This is a genomic window from Streptomyces sp. NBC_00887 (assembly GCF_045207585.1).
In genome coordinates this window covers 3790972-3808289 of sequence record NZ_CP108788.1, presented here as the reverse complement: position 1 = coordinate 3808289, position 17318 = coordinate 3790972, and the positions used below count along the sequence as shown (strand labels likewise).

At 70.8% G+C, this 17318-nt stretch carries 12 protein-coding genes; 4 read left to right on the top strand and 8 right to left on the bottom strand.

The window, feature by feature from the left end; translation table 11 throughout:
* Positions 1-103 precede the first annotated feature (103 nt).
* Both dxs and OG844_RS17350 read left to right on the top strand, forming a co-directional pair.
* Positions 104-2017 carry a 1-deoxy-D-xylulose-5-phosphate synthase gene (gene dxs / locus OG844_RS17355; protein ID WP_406391296.1) on the top strand — a complete coding sequence of 638 codons (1914 nt, stop codon included), beginning with the start codon at positions 104-106 and terminating at the stop codon, positions 2015-2017.
* A 301-nt stretch (positions 2018-2318) separates the two neighbouring features.
* The gene (locus tag OG844_RS17350) at positions 2319-3788 is read left to right on the top strand and encodes an amino acid permease (protein ID WP_406396170.1); all 1470 of its coding nucleotides are present in this window, start codon (positions 2319-2321) and stop codon (positions 3786-3788) included.
* Between the two features lie 149 nt (positions 3789-3937).
* Here OG844_RS17350 and OG844_RS17345 read toward each other — a convergent pair whose 3' ends face one another.
* From OG844_RS17345 to OG844_RS17320, 6 genes are all read right to left on the bottom strand, one after another.
* Entirely contained in the window at positions 3938-5044 is a 1107-nt protein-coding gene (locus OG844_RS17345; protein ID WP_406391294.1) for an LCP family protein, read from the bottom strand.
* Positions 5045-5342: 298 nt separating this feature from the next.
* Positions 5343-7472: a 3-hydroxyacyl-CoA dehydrogenase NAD-binding domain-containing protein gene (locus OG844_RS17340; protein WP_406391293.1), complete on the bottom strand. Its 2130-nt coding sequence runs from the start codon at positions 7470-7472 to the stop codon at positions 5343-5345.
* Complete coding sequence (locus OG844_RS17335) at positions 7469-8689, bottom strand: acetyl-CoA C-acyltransferase (protein WP_351180318.1); 1221 nt, start codon at positions 8687-8689, stop codon at positions 7469-7471. The genes OG844_RS17340 and OG844_RS17335 overlap by 4 nt, the downstream gene beginning before the upstream one ends.
* Positions 8690-9059: 370 nt before the next feature.
* Positions 9060-10340: an HRDC domain-containing protein gene (locus OG844_RS17330; protein WP_406391291.1), complete on the bottom strand. Its 1281-nt coding sequence runs from the start codon at positions 10338-10340 to the stop codon at positions 9060-9062.
* A 114-nt stretch (positions 10341-10454) separates the two neighbouring features.
* A complete protein-coding gene (locus OG844_RS17325) occupies positions 10455-11117 on the bottom strand; it encodes a response regulator transcription factor (protein WP_033300087.1) in 663 nt (220 codons plus the stop codon).
* A 218-nt stretch (positions 11118-11335) separates the two neighbouring features.
* The gene (locus tag OG844_RS17320; RefSeq protein ID WP_406391289.1) at positions 11336-11995 is read right to left on the bottom strand and encodes a DUF3000 domain-containing protein; all 660 of its coding nucleotides are present in this window, start codon (positions 11993-11995) and stop codon (positions 11336-11338) included.
* A 90-nt stretch (positions 11996-12085) separates the two neighbouring features.
* On the opposite strand from OG844_RS17320, the gene hemE reads away from it, so the two are divergent.
* The gene (hemE, locus tag OG844_RS17315) at positions 12086-13156 is read left to right on the top strand and encodes a uroporphyrinogen decarboxylase (protein WP_406391287.1); all 1071 of its coding nucleotides are present in this window, start codon (positions 12086-12088) and stop codon (positions 13154-13156) included.
* Positions 13157-13236: 80 nt separating this feature from the next.
* On the opposite strand, the gene OG844_RS17310 is transcribed toward hemE, so the two are convergent.
* A complete protein-coding gene (locus OG844_RS17310; protein ID WP_406391285.1) occupies positions 13237-14619 on the bottom strand; it encodes an FAD-dependent oxidoreductase in 1383 nt (460 codons plus the stop codon).
* Positions 14620-14664: 45 nt separating this feature from the next.
* Positions 14665-15678 carry a DUF4349 domain-containing protein gene (locus OG844_RS17305; protein WP_406391283.1) on the bottom strand — a complete coding sequence of 338 codons (1014 nt, stop codon included), beginning with the start codon at positions 15676-15678 and terminating at the stop codon, positions 14665-14667.
* Positions 15679-15805: 127 nt separating this feature from the next.
* On the opposite strand from OG844_RS17305, the gene hemG reads away from it, so the two are divergent.
* Complete coding sequence (gene hemG / locus OG844_RS17300) at positions 15806-17317, top strand: protoporphyrinogen oxidase (RefSeq protein WP_406391281.1); 1512 nt, start codon at positions 15806-15808, stop codon at positions 17315-17317.
* The last annotated feature ends 1 nt before the right edge of the window (position 17318 follow it).

Sequence of the window (17318 nt, the reverse complement as noted above, 5' to 3'; positions counted from 1 at the left end):
CCGCCGGGCGGACCAAAGCGCCGCCCGATGACGGATGCCGCCGACGGAACATTAGACTCATCGGATCGGCACGCTCGACCAGCTCAAACGCAAGGAGGCACGGGTGGACCTGCTGACCCGCATCGGGGGACCGCGCGACCTGGACCGGCTCAGCCTCGAGCAGCTGGACCAGCTCGCCGAGGAGATCCGCACCTTCCTCGTCGACGCGGTGTCCAAGACCGGAGGCCACCTCGGCCCGAACCTGGGCGTGGTCGAGCTGACCATCGCCCTGCACCGGGTGTTCGAGTCCCCGCAGGACAAGGTCCTCTTCGACACCGGCCACCAGAGCTACGTGCACAAGCTGCTCACCGGCCGGCAGGACTTCTCGAAGCTCAAGAGCAAGGGCGGCCTCTCCGGATACCCGTCCCGCGCCGAGTCCGAGCACGACGTCATCGAGAACTCGCACGCCTCGACCGTCCTCGGCTGGGCCGACGGCCTCGCCAAGGCCAACGAGGTCCTGAAGAAGAACGACCACGTCGTCGCGGTCATCGGTGACGGCGCGCTCACCGGCGGCATGGCCTGGGAGGCGCTGAACAACATCGCCGCAGCCAAGGACCGCCCCCTCGTCATCGTCGTCAACGACAACGAGCGCTCCTACGCCCCGACCATCGGCGGCCTCGCGAACCACCTCGCCACCCTGCGCACGACCGACGGGTACGAGCGGTTCCTGGCCCGCGGCAAGGACCTCCTGGAGCGCACGCCGGTCGTCGGCAGGCCGCTGTACGAGACCCTGCACGGCGCGAAGAAGGGCCTCAAGGACTTCATCGCCCCGCAGGGCATGTTCGAGGACCTCGGCCTGAAGTACGTCGGCCCGATCGACGGCCACGACATCGAGGCCCTGGAATCCGCGCTGACGCGTGCCAAGCGCTTCGGCGGCCCGGTCATCGTCCACTGCCTCACGGAGAAGGGCCGCGGCTACACCCCGGCCCTCCAGGACGATGCCGACCGCTTCCACGCCGTCGGCAAGATCCACCCCGACACCGGCCTGCCCATCTCCACCTCCGGTCTCGACTGGACCTCGGTCTTCGGCGAGGAGATGGTCAAGCTCGGCCACGAGCGCGAGGACATCGTCGCGATCACCGCGGCCATGCTCCAGCCCGTGGGCCTCGGCAGGTTCGAGGAGGCCTTCCCGGACCGGATCTACGACGTCGGAATCGCCGAGCAGCACGGCGCGGTCTCCGCCGCGGGCCTCGCCACCGGTGGACTCCACCCCGTCTTCGCGGTCTACGCGACCTTCCTCAACCGCGCCTTCGACCAGGTCCTGATGGACGTCGCCCTGCACAAGTGCGGTGTGACCTTCGTCCTGGACCGCGCCGGAGTCACCGGTACGGACGGCGCCTCGCACAACGGCATGTGGGACATGTCGATACTGCAGTGCGTGCCGACCCTGCGGATCGCCGCCCCGCGCGACGCCGACCAGGTCCGCGCCCAGCTGCGCGAGGCCGTCGACGTCGACGACGCGCCGACCGTCGTCCGCTTCTCCAAGGGTGCGGTCGGCCCGGCGGTCAAGGCCGTCGGCACGGTCGGCGGCATGGACGTGCTGCGCCACGCGGGCACGGACGCTCCGGACGTCCTCCTGGTCTCCGTCGGCGCGCTCGCCCCGATGTGCCTGGAGATCGCCGCGCTGCTGGACGCCCAGGGCATCTCCACGACGGTGGTCGACCCGCGCTGGGTCAAGCCCGTCGACGAGGCGCTCGCCCCGCTCGCCGCACAGCACCGCGTCGTCGTCACCGTCGAGGACAACAGCAGGGCGGGTGGCGTCGGCTCCGCCATCGCCCAGAACCTGCGGGACGCCGGGGTGGACGTACCCCTGCGCGACTTCGGAATCCCGCCGGTCTTCCTGGACCACGCCTCCCGCAAGGAGGTCATGGCAGAGATCGGCCTGACCGCACCGGACATCGCCCGTCAGGTCACCGGACTGGTCGCCAAGCTGGACGGCCGGTACGAGAGCCGGGCCGTGGAGCCCGTGCGCGACTGACCCGCGCCGGCCGGCACTCCGACTGCGCCCCTCGCTCCGTACGGAGCGAGGGGCGCAGTCATGTGGGCACCGGGGGGTGGGGGCGCGTCCCGTGGGCGCCTTCACCGGCGGGGGCGCGCCCGGGTGCCGTGTGTGCCCGCGATACTCCGTTCGGCCGAGAGAACTTCCCTCTCCCGTGCCCCATCGGGTGAATCGCCCCCTTCAGCCTCCCTTCAGCCGCGCGTCGTCTCGATCATGACCGTGATTCGGGTAGCGCGAGGACGCGGCGACGGACGATCACGGAGGCAGACCGGTGAACACACTGTTTCGGACGAAGACGGTCGAACAGTCGATCAGGGACACGGAGGAACCGGACCACGCGCTCAAGAAATCCCTCTCCGCGCTGGACCTCACGGTCTTCGGAGTGGGTGTCATCATCGGCACCGGGATCTTCGTCCTCACGGGCAAGGTCGCCAAGGAGACCGCGGGCCCCGCGACCGCTCTCGCCTTCGTGGCCGCCGGTATCGTCTGCGCCCTGGCCGCACTCTGCTACGCCGAATTCGCCTCCACCGTTCCCGTGGCGGGATCCGCGTACACCTTCGCGTACGCCTCCCTCGGCGAACTCGTCGCCTGGATCATCGGCTGGGACCTGGTGCTCGAATTCGCCCTGGGCACGGCGGTGGTGGCGGTCGGCTGGTCCGGCTACGTCCGCTCCCTCATGGACAATGTCGACTGGACGATGCCCGAGGCGCTCTCCGGTCCCGACGCGACGGACGGATTCGGCTTCGACATCCTGGCCTTCGCCCTGGTCCTGATCCTGACGGTCATCCTCGTGCTCGGGATGAAGCTCTCCGCCCGGGTGACGACGGTCGTGGTCGCCATCAAGCTGGCCGTGGTCGGCATCGTGATCGTGGCGGGCCTGTTCTTCATCGAGTCGGCCAACTACTCGCCGTTCATCCCCGACGCGGTGCCGCAGGAATCCGGTTCGGGCCTGGACGCCCCGCTGATCCAGCTGATGTTCGGCTACGAACCGACGAACTTCGGCATCATGGGCATCTTCACCGCCGCCTCCGTCGTCTTCTTCGCCTTCATCGGCTTCGACGTCGTGGCCACCGCGGCCGAGGAGACCAAGGTCCCCCAGCGGGACATGCCGCGCGGCATCCTGGCCTCGCTCCTCATCTGCACCGTGCTCTACGTCGCCGTGTCGCTCGTGGTCACCGGCATGCAGCACTACTCCGAACTCTCCGTCAGCGCCCCGCTCGCGGACGCCTTCAAGGCCGTCGGCCACCCCTTCTACGCGGGCGTCATCAGTTTCGGCGCCGCGGTCGGCCTCACCACGGTCTGCATGATCCTGCTCCTCGGCCAGACCCGGGTGTTCTTCGCGATGAGCCGTGACGGGCTGCTCCCGCGGTTCTTCTCGGTGACGCACCCGCGCTTCGGCACCCCGTACCGCCCGACCATCCTGCTCGGCGTGGTCATCGCGATCGTGGCGGGATTCACGAGCATCAACGAGCTCGCGACCCTGGTGAACATCGGCACGCTCTTCGCCTTCGTGGTCGTCGCCCTCGGCGTGATCGTCCTGCGCCGCACCCGCCCCGACCTGCACCGGGCCTTCCGCACCCCCTGGGTGCCTGTGCTCCCGATCGTCTCCGTCGCCGCCTCGGTGTGGCTGATGTTGAACCTGCCGGCCGAGACGTGGCTCCGGTTCGCGATCTGGATGGTGATCGGCGTGGCCGTCTACTTCCTGTACGGGCGCCGGAACAGCCGTATGCAGAAGGACAAGATCTCCTGACCCTGCCCGGCCCCCCATGACGCGGCCGCGGCCGCAGTCGTACGCGGACCCGTCCACCGGGTCCCGTACGACTGCGGCCGCTGCTGTTCCGGAACCGGCCGGATCGGACCGCGGTCGCCCCGTGCCGGTCCCTCGAGGACGAGGCGGGATCAGCCGCCGGTCGCCGGGGACTTCTTGGCGGACTCGGGGATCGTGCCGTCCTGGCGGATCGCCTTCCAGAGCTCGCCGGCCTGCGGCTCCGAGGCCACCACGCGGTTCGGGTCCTGCTTGTCGTATGCCACCGGCAGCATGATGGTCTCCATGGAACCGGGGTCGACACCGTTCATCGACTGGGCGAACTCGCTGAGCGAGGTCAGGGAGGCGAGCTCCTCGTCCGTCGTGAGCGACTTGGTGGCCGAATTGGCGATCTTGTACGCGGTCGTCGGACTGCCGAGCAGGTCCTGAGACTTGATCTCGGTCAGCAGCGCGAGCAGGAACTGCTGCTGGAGCCCGATCCGTCCGAGGTCGCTGCCGTCACCGATCCCGTGCCGGGTCCGGACGTAGGCGAGGGATTCGGTGCCGTTGAGCTTGTGCGAACCGGCGGCCAGGTCGAGACCGGAGGCCTTGTCCCGGATCGGCTCCTCGACCTCGACGGTGACGCCGCCGATCGCGTCGACCAGATCCTTGAACCCGGCGAAGTTGATCTCCAGGTAGTGGTCGATCCGGACCCCGGACATCTTCTCCACGGTCTTGACCACACAGGCCGGACCGACCTGGGAGTACACGGAGTTGAACATCACGCGCTCGGCGGACGGCACCTTCGAACCGTCGGCCTTGCTGCACTGCGGACGGGTCACCAGGGTGTCGCGCGGAATGGACACGGCGACGGCCTCGGTCCGGCCCTCGGGTATGTGCACCACCATCGCGGTGTCGGACCGGGCGCCGCCGACGCTGCCGCCACCGCCCAGCTCCTTGTTCTCCGCCCCGGCCCTGGAGTCCGATCCCAGCACCAGCAGGTTCTGCCCGGTGGTGGGGAGCCTCTCGGGGCGGTCCTTCTCGTCGAGCGCCTTGTTGATGTCGACGCCCTTGATGTTGCCGTCGAGGTCCTGGTACATCCAGTACGCCGTGCCGCCGCCGGCGAGCAGCAGGACGAGCAGGACGCCAAGAGCGATCTTGAGGCCGCGGCGGCGCCTGCGTTCCTTCCTGAGGCCACGGCCTCCCGCTCGCGAAGCCGAGGAACCGTTGCGAGGGCCGGGTGTGCTCTGGTCGTGGCTCATCGTGCTCGAGTCCTCAAATCTCGTTGCCCGTTGCGGGCAGGGGAGTAACTGGGACCCGGGTGGGGGGCTTTGCCGGTCCGTAAAAAAGTTCGACTGACCGAGCATTATAGAACAGGCGAGCGTTGGAACATATGAGCCAAGTGAACATGGGGCGGATGATGCGGGTGACGTGTCGAACGACTTCGCCCGAACGACCTGGTCGATGTGGGCGAGGCTTCGCGGGCCCCGCTCCGCACACACGGACGGGCCGCACGGGGAAAAGATCCCCGTGCGGCCCGTCCGTGTCAGAAGTGCGCGGTTACGCCGGAACGCTCGCCACGCCCTGCGCCAGGAACTTCTTGCCCGTGACCCGCTCGGAGACGCCCTCGCGGTCCAGGTACGGCGTGATGCCGCCCAGGTGGAAGGGCCAGCCCGCGCCGGTGATCAGGCAGAGGTCGATGTCCTGGGCCTCGGCGACGACGCCCTCGTCCAGCATCAGACCGATCTCCTGCGCCACCGCGTCCAGGACGCGGTGGCGGACCTGCTCCTCGGACAGGACGGTGCCGCCCTGCTTGAGGAGGGCGGCGACCTCCGGGTCCAGCTCCGGCTTGCCGGAGTCGTAGACGTAGAAGCCGCGCTTGCCGGCCTTGACCACCGCGGCCAGGTTCTCGGAGACGGTGAAGCGCTCCGGGAAGGCGCGGTTCAGGGTCTCGGAGACGTGCAGGCCGATCGCCGGGCCCACCAGCTCCAGCAGCACCAGCGGGGACATCGGCAGACCGAGGGGCTCGATGGCCTTCTCCGCGGTCTCGACCGAGGTGCCCTCGTCGATGATGTTCTGGATCTCGCCCATGAAGCGGGTGAGGATGCGGTTGACGACGAACGCCGGGGCGTCCTTCACCAGGACCGCGGTCTTCTTCAGCTTGCGGGCGACGCCGAAGGCCGTGGCCAGCGAGGCGTCGTCGGTCAGCTCGCCGCGGACGATCTCCAGGAGCGGGAGGATCGCGACCGGGTTGAAGAAGTGGAAGCCCACGACCCGCTCGGGGTTCTTCAGCTTCGACGCCATCTCGGTGACCGAGAGGGACGAGGTGTTGGTGGCGAGGATCGCGTGCGCCGGGGCGACCGCCTCGACCTCCGCGAACACCTGCTGCTTGACGCCGATCTCCTCGAAGACGGCCTCGATGATGAAGTCGGCGTCGGAGAAGCCCTCGGCCTTGTCCAGCACACCGGAGACCAGGCCCTTGAGGCGGTTGGCCTTGTCCTGGTTGATGCGGCCCTTGCCGAGCAGCTTCTCGATCTCGGCGTGGACGTAGCCCACACCCTTGTCGACGCGGGCCTGGTCGATGTCGGTCAGGACGACCGGCACCTCGAGGCGGCGAAGGAAGAGCAGGGCGAGCTGCGAGGCCATCAGACCCGCGCCCACCACGCCGACCTTGGTGACCGGACGGGCCAGGGCCTTGTCCGGGGCACCGGCCGGGCGCTTGGCGCGCTTCTGGACCAGGTTGAACGAGTAGATCCCGGAGCGCAGCTCGCCGCCCATGATCAGGTCCGCGAGGGCCTGGTCCTCGGCGTCGAAGCCGGCGCTCAGGTCGCCGTCCTTGGCCGCGGCGATGATCTCCAGCGCGCGGTACGCGGCCGGGGCCGCGCCGTGCACCTTGGAGTCGGCGATGGCCCTGCCGCGGGCGACGGCCTGGTCCCAGGCCTCCCCGCGGTCGATCTCCGGGCGTTCCACCGTGAGCGAGCCGTTCAGCACGGACGCGGTCCAGATCAGCGACTGCTCCAGGAAGTCCGCGCCCTCGAAGAGTGCGTCGGCGATCCCGAGCTCGAAGACCTGCTTGCCCTTGAGCTGGCGGTTCTGGTTCAGAGAGTTCTCGATGATCACCGAGACCGCGCGGTCGGCACCGATCAGGTTGGGAAGCAGCGCACAGCCGCCCCAGCCGGGGACCAGGCCGAGGAAGACCTCGGGCAGCGAGAACGCGGGCAGCGCCTTGGAGACGGTGCGGTACGAGCAGTGCAGACCGACCTCGACACCGCCGCCCATGGCCGCGCCGTTGTAGTACGCGAACGTCGGGACCGCGAGGCCGGACAGCCGGCGGAAGACGTCGTGGCCGCCCTTGCCGATGGCCAGCGCGTCCTTGTGCTCCTTGAGCAGCTCGACACCCTTGAGGTCGGCGCCGACCGCGAAGATGAACGGCTTGCCGGTGATGCCGATACCGGTGATCGTGCCCTCGGCGGCCTCCTTCTCGACCTGGTCGATGGCGGCGTTCAGGTTCGCCAGCGACTGCGGTCCGAAGGTGGTCGGCTTGGTGTGGTCCAGGCCGTTGTCCAGCGTGATGAGGGCGAAGTTGCCCGCACCGGCCGGAAGTTCCAGGTGGCGTACGTGCGCCTGGGTGACGACCTCGCCGGGGAACAGCTCGGCCGCACCCTTCAGAAGCTCAGTGGTGGAGCTCACTTGTTGCCTCCGTTGAAGTTCGGGTTCTCCCAGACGACCGTCGCGCCCATGCCGAAGCCGACGCACATGGTCGTCAGGCCGTAGCGGACCTCCGGCTGCTCCTCGAACTGGCGGGCCAGCTGAGTCATGAGGCGGACGCCGGAGGAGGCCAGCGGGTGGCCGTAGGCGATCGCGCCGCCGTACTGGTTGACGCGCGCGTCGTCGTCGGCGATGCCGTAGTGCTCCAGGAAGGCGAGCACCTGCACGGCGAAGGCCTCGTTGATCTCGAAGAGACCGATGTCGGAGATGGAGAGGCCCGCCTTGGACAGGGCCTTCTCGGTCGCCGGGATCGGGCCGTAGCCCATGACCTCCGGCTCGACGCCCGCGAAGGCGTACGACACGAGGCGCATCTTGACCGGGAGGCCCAGCTCGCGGGCGACGTCCTCGGCCGCGAGCAGCGAGGCGGTGGCGCCGTCGTTGAGACCCGCCGCGTTGCCGGCCGTCACGCGGCCGTGGGCGCGGAACGGGGTCTTCAGACCGGCCAGGGACTCCATCGTGGTGCCCGGACGCATCGGCTCGTCGGCGGTGACCAGGCCCCAGCCCGTCTCCCCGGCCTCCGCGTTGGTGCGGCGCACGGAGACCGGCACGAGGTCCTGCTGGATCTTGCCGTTGGCGTACGCCTTCGCGGCCTTCTCCTGCGAACGCACCGCGTACTCGTCGGCGCGCTGCTTGGTGATCGTGGGGTACCTGTCGTGCAGGTTCTCCGCGGTCATGCCCATGAACAGGGCGGACTCGTCGACCAGCTTCTCCGACACGAAGCGCGGGTTCGGGTCCACTCCCTCGCCCATCGGGTGGCGGCCCATGTGCTCGACACCACCGGCGACGACGACGTCGTACGCGCCGAACGCGATGGAACCGGCCGTCGCGGTGACGGCGGTCAGGGCGCCCGCACACATGCGGTCGATCGAGTAGCCGGGGACCGACTGCGGCAGACCGGCCAGGATTCCGGCGGTGCGGCCGAGGGTGAGGCCCTGGTCGCCGATCTGCGTGGTCGCGGCGATGGCGACCTCGTCGATCTTGGCGGGGTCCAGGTCCGGGTTGCGGCGCAGCAGCTCCCGGATGGCCTTCACGACGAGATCGTCGGCGCGGGTCTCGTGGTAGATGCCCTTCGGGCCCGCTTTGCCGAACGGGGTGCGGACGCCGTCGACGAAGACGACGTCCCGGATGGTACGAGGCACGGTGGCTCTCCTCCAGGGTGCGGGATGGCACTGCTGCGGGGCGCGCCAGGAGCGCGCCGCCACCCTCATGCTACTTGCGGGTAACCAGACTGCCCAGTCCCCACGGCCGGAGCGGCGAAGGTCACATGCCGGAAGTCGACGGGCCGCGTACGGCGGAGGGGCGCGTGGGGAGCTGTACGGCCGCGATCCGGGCCGCGAACGTGGCGTGAATTCGCTCCTCGCACGGTGCGGTGCGACCGGCTCCACGGGTGCACAGCCACCGAAGTCCCCGCAGCCCCCGTGCCTCAGCCGTCCCCCGATGCCGGCGCAATCGAACAGAACACCCCCGGCCCGGAGGCCAGGGGTGTTCAGGAGTGCAAGGGGTGAGCGGTCAGGCGCTCGCGCCGGCGCCCAGGGCACGCAGCAGCAGCGGGCCGACCTGCTCGATCTGCCAGTGCCTCGCGCCGTGCCCGGCCAGGGCGCTCTCGACCGCGTCCGGGGTGAGGTTCCTGGGCGGCTCCCAGCAGACCCTGCGCACGGTGTCCGGGGTGATCAGGTTCTCCTGGGGCATGTGCAGCCGCTCGGCGAGTTCCGACACCGCGGTGCGGGCCGCAGACAGCCGGGCCGCGGCGGCCGGGTCCTTGTCCGCCCAGGAACGGGGCGGCGGCGGTCCGGCGGGCTGCTGGCCGGGCTGCGGGAGCTCGGAGTCGGGCAGTTCCTTGGCCCGGTCCACGGCCGCCTGCCACTGCTCCAGCTGACGGCGGCCCATGCGGTGGCCGAAACCGGGCAGCGCGGTCAGGGCCTGCACGTTGACCGGTATGGCGAGGGCCGCCTCGACGATCGCGGCGTCACCGAGCACTTTGCCGGGGGAGATGTCACGGCGCTGCGCGACCTGGTCGCGGGCCGTCCACAGCTCCCGTACGACCGCGATCTGACGGCGCCGGCGCACCTTGTGCATGCCTGAGGTGCGGCGCCACGGGTCCTTGCGCGGGGGTGCGGGCGGTGCCGAGGCGATCGCGTCGAACTCCTCCCGCGCCCACTCCAGCTTGCCCTGCCGGTCCAGCTCCTCCTCCAGGGCGTCGCGCAGGTCGACCAGCAGCTCGACATCGAGCGCGGCGTAGCGCAGCCACGGGTCGGGCAGCGGGCGGGTGGACCAGTCGACCGCGGAGTGGCCCTTCTCCAGGGCGTAACCGAGCACGTTCTCGACTATGGCGCCGAGGCCGACCCGCGGGAATCCCGCCAGGCGCCCGGCGAGCTCGGTGTCGAAGAGCGAGGTGGGGACCATGCCTATGTCGCGAAGACAGGGCAGGTCCTGGGTGGCGGCGTGCAGGATCCACTCGGTGCCGGTGAGGGCCTCGCCGAGACCCGACAGGTCCGGGCAGCCCACCGGGTCGATCAGCGCGCTACCCGCACCCTCGCGGCGCAGCTGTACGAGATAGGCGCGCTGTCCGTAGCGATAGCCGGACGCACGCTCGGCGTCGACGGCGACGGGGCCGGTGCCCGTGGCGAAGGCCGCGATGACCTCGGCCAGCGCGTCGTCGGTCGCCACCACCGGGGGAATGCCCTCGCGCGGCTCGAGCAAGGGGATCGGCGCCGGGGCGACGTCGTCCGGGGGAGCGCCCCCGGTGGTTCGCAGTGAGGTGTCTGCTGCGGTCTCTTGGGCGTCGGTCACATGCCAAGGGTATCTGTGTATGTACGGCGCCCGCCGACGGAACCTTCCGTCGACGGGCGATGATGCACGTAAACCGGCCTGGTACGCATCTGTGCGCGCACCGCGGGACCGGGGTCAGTGGATGATGCCCGTGCGCAGGGCGACGGCGACCATTCCTGCTCGGTCTCCGGTGCCGAGCTTGCGGGCGATGCGGGCGAGGTGGCTCTTGACGGTGAGGGCGGAGAGGCCCATGGAGACGCCGATGGCCTTGTTGGACTGGCCTTCGGCGACCAGGCGGAGTACTTCCACCTCACGGCCGGACAGTTCGCGGTAGCCGCCCGGGTGGCTCGGGGAACCGGGGGGCCGACGGTGCATACGGGCGGCATTGGCGCCGATCGGGGCGACGCCGGGGCGGGTGGGGTGACCGATGTTGGTGCGGGTACCGGTGACGACGTAGCCCTTCACGCCGCCCGCGAGGGCGTTGCGAACGGCGCCGATGTCATCGGCTGCGGAGAGGGCGAGGCCGTTCGGCCAGCCGGCGGCTCGGGTCTCGGACAGCAGGGTCAGCCCGGAACCGTCGGGCAGGTGGACGTCGGCAACGCAGATGTCGCGGGGGTTGCCGACGCGGGGGCGGGCCTCCGCGATGGACGACGCCTCGATGACGTCACGTACTCCGAGTGCCCACAGATGGCGGGTGACGGTGGAACGGACGCGCGGGTCGGCCACGACGACCATGGCCGTCGGCTTGTTCGGGCGGTAGGCGACCAGGCTTGCGGGCTGCTCGAGGAGAACGGACACCAGGCCTCCTGGGGAGTGGCGGGACGGGCCGGCTCGGGGATGAAGCCGGGGCGAACCGTGCTTGAAGGGTCATTGACCTCTTCGGCAGCAGACCCGTCCTCCTTTAGAGGAAGATCACGATTTGATGAGTAACAATTCGGGCAAATAGGACGCGCGATCGATTGTACGAAAAGAGAGCCGGCCTCTGTGTGACCGGCTCTCCCTGGGGCGACGCGGTGTTACGACACCTGCGGACCGCGCCGCTGAGGCAGGGTCACCACCGCCGCGTCGGACGTTCCCGACGGCGGCAGGCCGGCGATCTGGCAGAGCAGGTCACCCCAGGCGACCAGGTGCGAAGCCACGTCCGGAACCCCGCCGCGCCCCTCGCGCGGCGTCCAGGAGGCCCGGATCTCGATCTGGGTCGCCGGCTGCCTCTCCGACAGCGCGCCGAAGTAGTGCGATCCGGCGCGGGTCACCGTGCCGCCGGCTTCGCCGTACGACAGCCCACGCGCGTCCAGCGCACCCGTCAGCCAGGACCAGCACACCTCGGGAAGCAGCGGATCGGCCGCCATCTCAGGTTCCAGTTCCGCCCGCACGAGCGTCACCAGGCGGAAGGTGCCCTGCCAGGCGTCGTGCCCGGACGGATCGTGCAGCAGCACGAGGCGGCCGTCGGCCAGATCGTCCTCTCCGTCGACGACCGCGGCCTCCAGTGCGTACGCATGCGGGGCGAGCCGCTGGGGCGGTCGTGTCGGCTCCACCTCCAGTTCGGGTCGCAGACGCGCGGAGCGGAGCGCATCGACAGCCGACCGGAACGCGGGTGGGACGGAATCACCCTCCGCACTCTTCTTGGTGTCAGCGCCATCGGAATGATCGGAGAATTGTCCCTGAGCCGGAGCCATGCGGGGAAGAGTAGGCGGAACCGGAGCCTCGCGCAGGGAGGGACACCCGGCCGGGGCGGCTCCGTACCCGCTTCATGCGAAGATTCTGGTGTGAGTGCCAACGAAGGCCCCTCGGGCCCGCAGACGACATCCGCCACCCATGAGTCGGCGTTCCTCAAGGCGTGCCGGCGCGAGCCCGTACCGCACACGCCGGTCTGGTTCATGCGCCAGGCGGGGCGTTCGCTGCCCGAGTACCTGAAGGTCCGTGAGGGCATCGCGATGCTCGACTCCTGCATGATGCCGGAGCTGGTCACGGAGATCACGCTCCAGCCCGTGCGCCGTCACAAGGTCGACGCCGCCATCTACTTCAGCGACATCGTCGTCCCGCTCAAGGCCATCGGCATCGATCTCGACATCAAGCCCGGCATCGGCCCGGTGATCGCCGAGCCTGTCCGGACCCGCGCCGATCTCGCCCGGCTGCGCGACCTCACGCCCGAGGACGTCTCGTACGTCACCGAGGCCATCGGCATGCTCACGGCCGAACTGGGTGCCACGCCGCTCATCGGTTTCGCCGGTGCGCCGTTTACTCTCGCGAGTTACCTCGTCGAGGGCGGTCCGTCGCGGAACCACGAGCGCACCAAGGCCATGATGTACGGCGACCCGGAGCTCTGGGCCGATCTGCTCGACCGGCTCGCGGAGATCACAGGTGCGTTCCTGAAGGTCCAGATCGAGGCGGGCGCCTCGGCGGTCCAGCTCTTCGACTCCTGGGTCGGCGCGCTCGCACCCGCCGACTACCGCCGCTCCGTCATGCCGGCCTCCGCGAAGGTGTTCGACGCCGTCGCCGGATACGGCGTCCCCCGCATCCACTTCGGCGTCGGCACCGGCGAACTGCTCGGACTGATGGGTGAGGCGGGCGCGGACGTCGTGGGCGTCGACTGGCGCGTGCCGATGGACGAGGGCGCTCGACGGGTCGGCCCCGGCAAGGCACTGCAGGGCAACCTCGACCCGGCGGTGCTGTTCGCGCCGACGGCGACGGTGGAGGCGAAGACCCGTGAGGTGCTCGACGCCGCCGCCGGGCTCGAGGGCCATGTCTTCAACCTGGGCCACGGAGTCATGCCGACGACCGATCCGGACGCGCTGACGCGGCTCGTGGCGTACGTGCACGAGCAGACGGCGCGCTGACTCGGGCGCGGCGCAGCAGCAGCCCGGGGCTCCGGCAGGCCGCGTCCTCCACGGGAGGACGCGGCCGGGCCGTCCGCGGTTCAGGACGTGCCCGCCTCCCGCACGGCGGTCACCGCCTTGCGGGCGGCCACCAGCACAGGGTCCCAGACCGGCGAGAACGGCGGGGCGTAGCCGAGGTCCAGCGCCGTCATGGCCTCCACCGTCATACCGGCGGTCAGCGCCACCGCCGCGACGTCCACACGCTTGGCCGCCCCGTCGCGGCCCACGATCTGCACCCCCAGGAGCCGGCCGGTGCGGTACTCCGCAAGCATCTTCACCGTCATCGGCTTCGCTCCCGGGTAGTAGCCCGCCCGGCCCGTCGACTCGATCGTCGCCGTGACGTAGCGCAGCCCGACCGCGCGCGCGTCCTTCTCGCGCAGCCCGGTCCGGGCGATCTCCAGGTCGCACACCTTGCTCACCGCCGTACCGACGACACCGGGGAACGTGCCGTAGCCGCCGCCCACGTTGGAGCCGATGATCTGGCCGTGCTTGTTGGCATGGGTGCCCAGGGCGATGTGCCGGGTGCGGCCCGCCACCAGATCGAGCACCTCGACGCAGTCGCCGCCCGCCCAGATGGTGTCGTGGCCCACGACCCGCATGGACAGATCCGTCAGCAGCCCCCCGTGCGGACCGACCGGCAGACCGGCGGCGCGGGCCAGAGCGGTCTCCGGCTCGACGCCGATGCCGAGCACCACGACGTCGGCGGGGTAGGTGCCGTCCTCCGTCGCGACCGCCGTGACACGGCCGTCCTCGCCGGTGAGGATCCCGGTGACGGCGGCGCCGTTGACGGTCGTGATGCCCAGGCCGTCCATCGCGTCGTGGACGAGGCGGCCCATGTCCGGGTCGAGCGTGGCCATGGGCTGTGTGCCCCGGTTGAGCACCGTCACCTCGAAACCGCGCTTCAGCATCGCCTCGGCCATCTCGACGCCGATGTATCCCGCGCCGACCACGACGGCCCGGCGCCCCGGGGCCCGGTCCAGCGAGTCCAGGAGAGCCTGTCCGTCGTCGAGCGTCTGCACCCCGTGCACTCCGGGAGCGTCCATGCCCGGAAGCCCGGGGCGCACGGGCCGGGCTCCGGTCGCGATCACCAGCTTGTCGAAGCCGGTCCAGTACGTCTCGCCGCTCTCGCGGTCCAGGGCCCGCACCCGTCGGCCGGCGACGTCGATCTCCGTCACCTCGGTGCGGGTGCGCAGGTCGATCGAGCGGGCCCGGTGCTCCTCGGGCGTACGGGCGACGAGGTCGTCGCGCTTGCCGACGTCGCCGCCGACCCAGTACGGGATGCCGCACGCGGAGTACGAGGTGAAGTGGCCCCGCTCGAAGGCGACGATGCCCAGTTCGTCCGGACCCTTGAGCCTGCGGGCCTGCGACGCGGCGGACATGCCCGCCGCGTCGCCCCCGATGACCACAAGTCGCTCCGCTGCCATGCCGGGTCCCTTCGCCGTGGTGTCAGGGAGCCCACGCTACGGCGCTCACGGGGCCGGTGGGACCTCCGGACCTGATGCCGCCCCCGGCGCGGCCGCGGGGGCCTGTGCGGGCGCCCGGGCCGACGTACGGCGGCGCGGCAGGCGCCCGCGCAGAAGTCGCCACAGGAGCACCAGGACGGCCGCGGCGGCCAGGAACGGCGCGGTGGCGCCTAGGGCGACCGCGATCCACCGCAGCATCGTCACGAACGCGTCCCAGCCGCCGCCCAGCGCGTCCAGGAAGCCCGTGTCCTCGTCCTCGGGATCCTCGTCCCGCCCGTACGGCTCGCTGAGTTCGAGCGTGATCGTCGCCAGCGAGGTGCGGTCCTTGAGGGAGGCCTGCTGGGCCAGCAGTGACTCCAGGGAGGCCTGGCGGTTGCTCAGTTCACCCTCCAGGGTCACCACATCGGTGAGCCTGGTGGCCTGGTCCATCAGCGCGCGGACCCGGTTGACGCTCGCCCGCTGGGTGGCGATACGGCTCTCGACGTCGACGACCTGGCCGGTGACGTCCTTCGCGTTCGACGTACGGGACAACAGCTTCCCGGAGCCCGCGAGTTTGCGCAGGACCGCGTCGTACTCGTCCTGCGGGACACGCAGGACGAGATGGGACACGTCGTGCGTGTCGTCGAGCCGTTCCGTGGTCTCGTCCGCGACGAGCCCCCCGGCGCCCTCCGCGGCGCTGCGGGCGGCGGTGACCGCCTTCGGCACGCTCTTCACCTCGACGACGAGCGTCGCCGTGCGGATGACGTGCACGGCGATCGCGCTGCCCGGCTTCGGCGCGGAGGAAGCCCCGTCCGCGGACTTCCCGCCGTCCGCGTCCGCCTGGGCGGCCCCCTCCGCGCCCGGCGCCCCCTGCTTCTGGTCGGCCGCGACGCCCTTGCTCTGCGAATCGGCACCGCTGCCGGCACCGCACGCACCGGTGCCGAGCAGCACCACGAGCAGTCCGGCGGCCAGGGCCGCGCGTGAGCGGCGTCGGAGGACATGGGCGGGTGGATGAATGTCCGTGTGGCGTTCGATATGCATAACGCGTCCCCCCAGGGCCGTTGATGATGGTGCCGGTTCGACGTACGAGGGGCCTGTGAGGGTTGCCTGTCAGCGGTTTCGAAGCGGTCACGGTCGGGACTCGGTCCGGGTTTGAGAGAGTGGACCCATGCAGGGTTCTCTTCAGCGCGACAACACGCGTACGGGTCATGTCGTCGTCATCGGCGGCGGCATCGCCGGACTGGCCGCCGCCCACCGGCTGCTCTCCACCGGTCTGCGGGTCACCCTCCTGGAGGCGACGGAGCGGCTCGGCGGCAAGCTGATGACCGGCGAGGTCGCCGGCACCCGGGTCGACCTCGGTGCCGAGTCGATGCTCGCGCGGCGCCCGGAGGCGGTGGAGCTCGCCACCGCCGTCGGCCTCGGCGACCGGCTGCAGCCGCCCGCCACCGCCACCGCGTCCCTCTGGACGCGTGACGCCCTGCGCCCCATGCCCAAGGGACACGTCATGGGCGTGCCCGGCGACCCGGCCGCCCTCGGCGGTGTGCTCTCGCCGGAGGGGCTGGCCAGGATCGCCCAGGAGCGCGACCTCACCCCGACCACCGTCGGCGACGACGTCGCGGTCGGTGCCTATGTCGCCGACCGGCTCGGCCGCGAGGTCGTGGACCGGCTCGTGGAGCCGCTGCTCGGCGGGGTGTACGCGGGCGACGCCTACCGGATCTCGATGCGTGCCGCCGTACCGCAGCTTTTCGCGGCGGTGAAGGAGGGCGGCTCGCTCCTCGACGGTGTGCTCCGCATCCAGGAGAGGGCCGCCGCCCGGCAGCAGACCGGACCGGTCTTCCAGGGCATCGACGGCGGCATCGGCACCCTGCCGGACGCCGTGGCCGACGCCGTACGCGCCGGGGGCGCGGAGATCCTCACCGCCACCCCGGTACTCGGGCTGACCCGGAGTGCCCGGGGCTGGGACGTACGCACGGACACCCGGGTGATCTCCGCCGACGGCATCGTCCTGGCCACCCCCGCCTGGTCCGCGTCCACGCTGCTCGCCGCCGAGTGCCCGGCCGCCTCGGCCGACCTGGCCGCGGTCGAGTACGCCTCGATGGCCCTGATCACCATGGCCTTCCGGCGCTCCGACATCGCCGGTACCGAAGCGCTGAGGGGGCGCTCCGGATTCCTCGTACCGCCGGTCGACGGGCGCACGATCAAGGCGTCGACCTTCTCCAGCAACAAGTGGCAGTGGGCCGCCGATGCCGACCCCGGCCTCTTCGTGCTGCGCACGTCCGTCGGACGCTACGGCGAGGAGGAGCACCTGCACCGTGAGGACTCCGAGCTCGTCGACGTGTCGCGGAGCGACCTCGCAGCCGCGACCGGGCTCACGGCCTCGCCGGTCGACACGGAGGTCACCCGGTGGATCGGCGGCCTGCCGCAGTACCCCGTCGGGCATCTGACCCGCGTCGCCCGGATCCGCGACGAGGTCGCCAAGCTGCCGGGACTGCGGGTGTGCGGCGCGGTGTACGACGGGGTCGGGATCCCCGCCTGCATCGCGAGCGCCCGGCGGGCCGTGGACGAGGTCGTACAGGACCTGACGGGGAGGACCGCCGACGGGATCACGCCGGGGAGCGCGGGGGAGATCATCGCCACGCCGCCCCCGGTTCAGGGCACTCGGAGCGAGGCGGGACAATAGC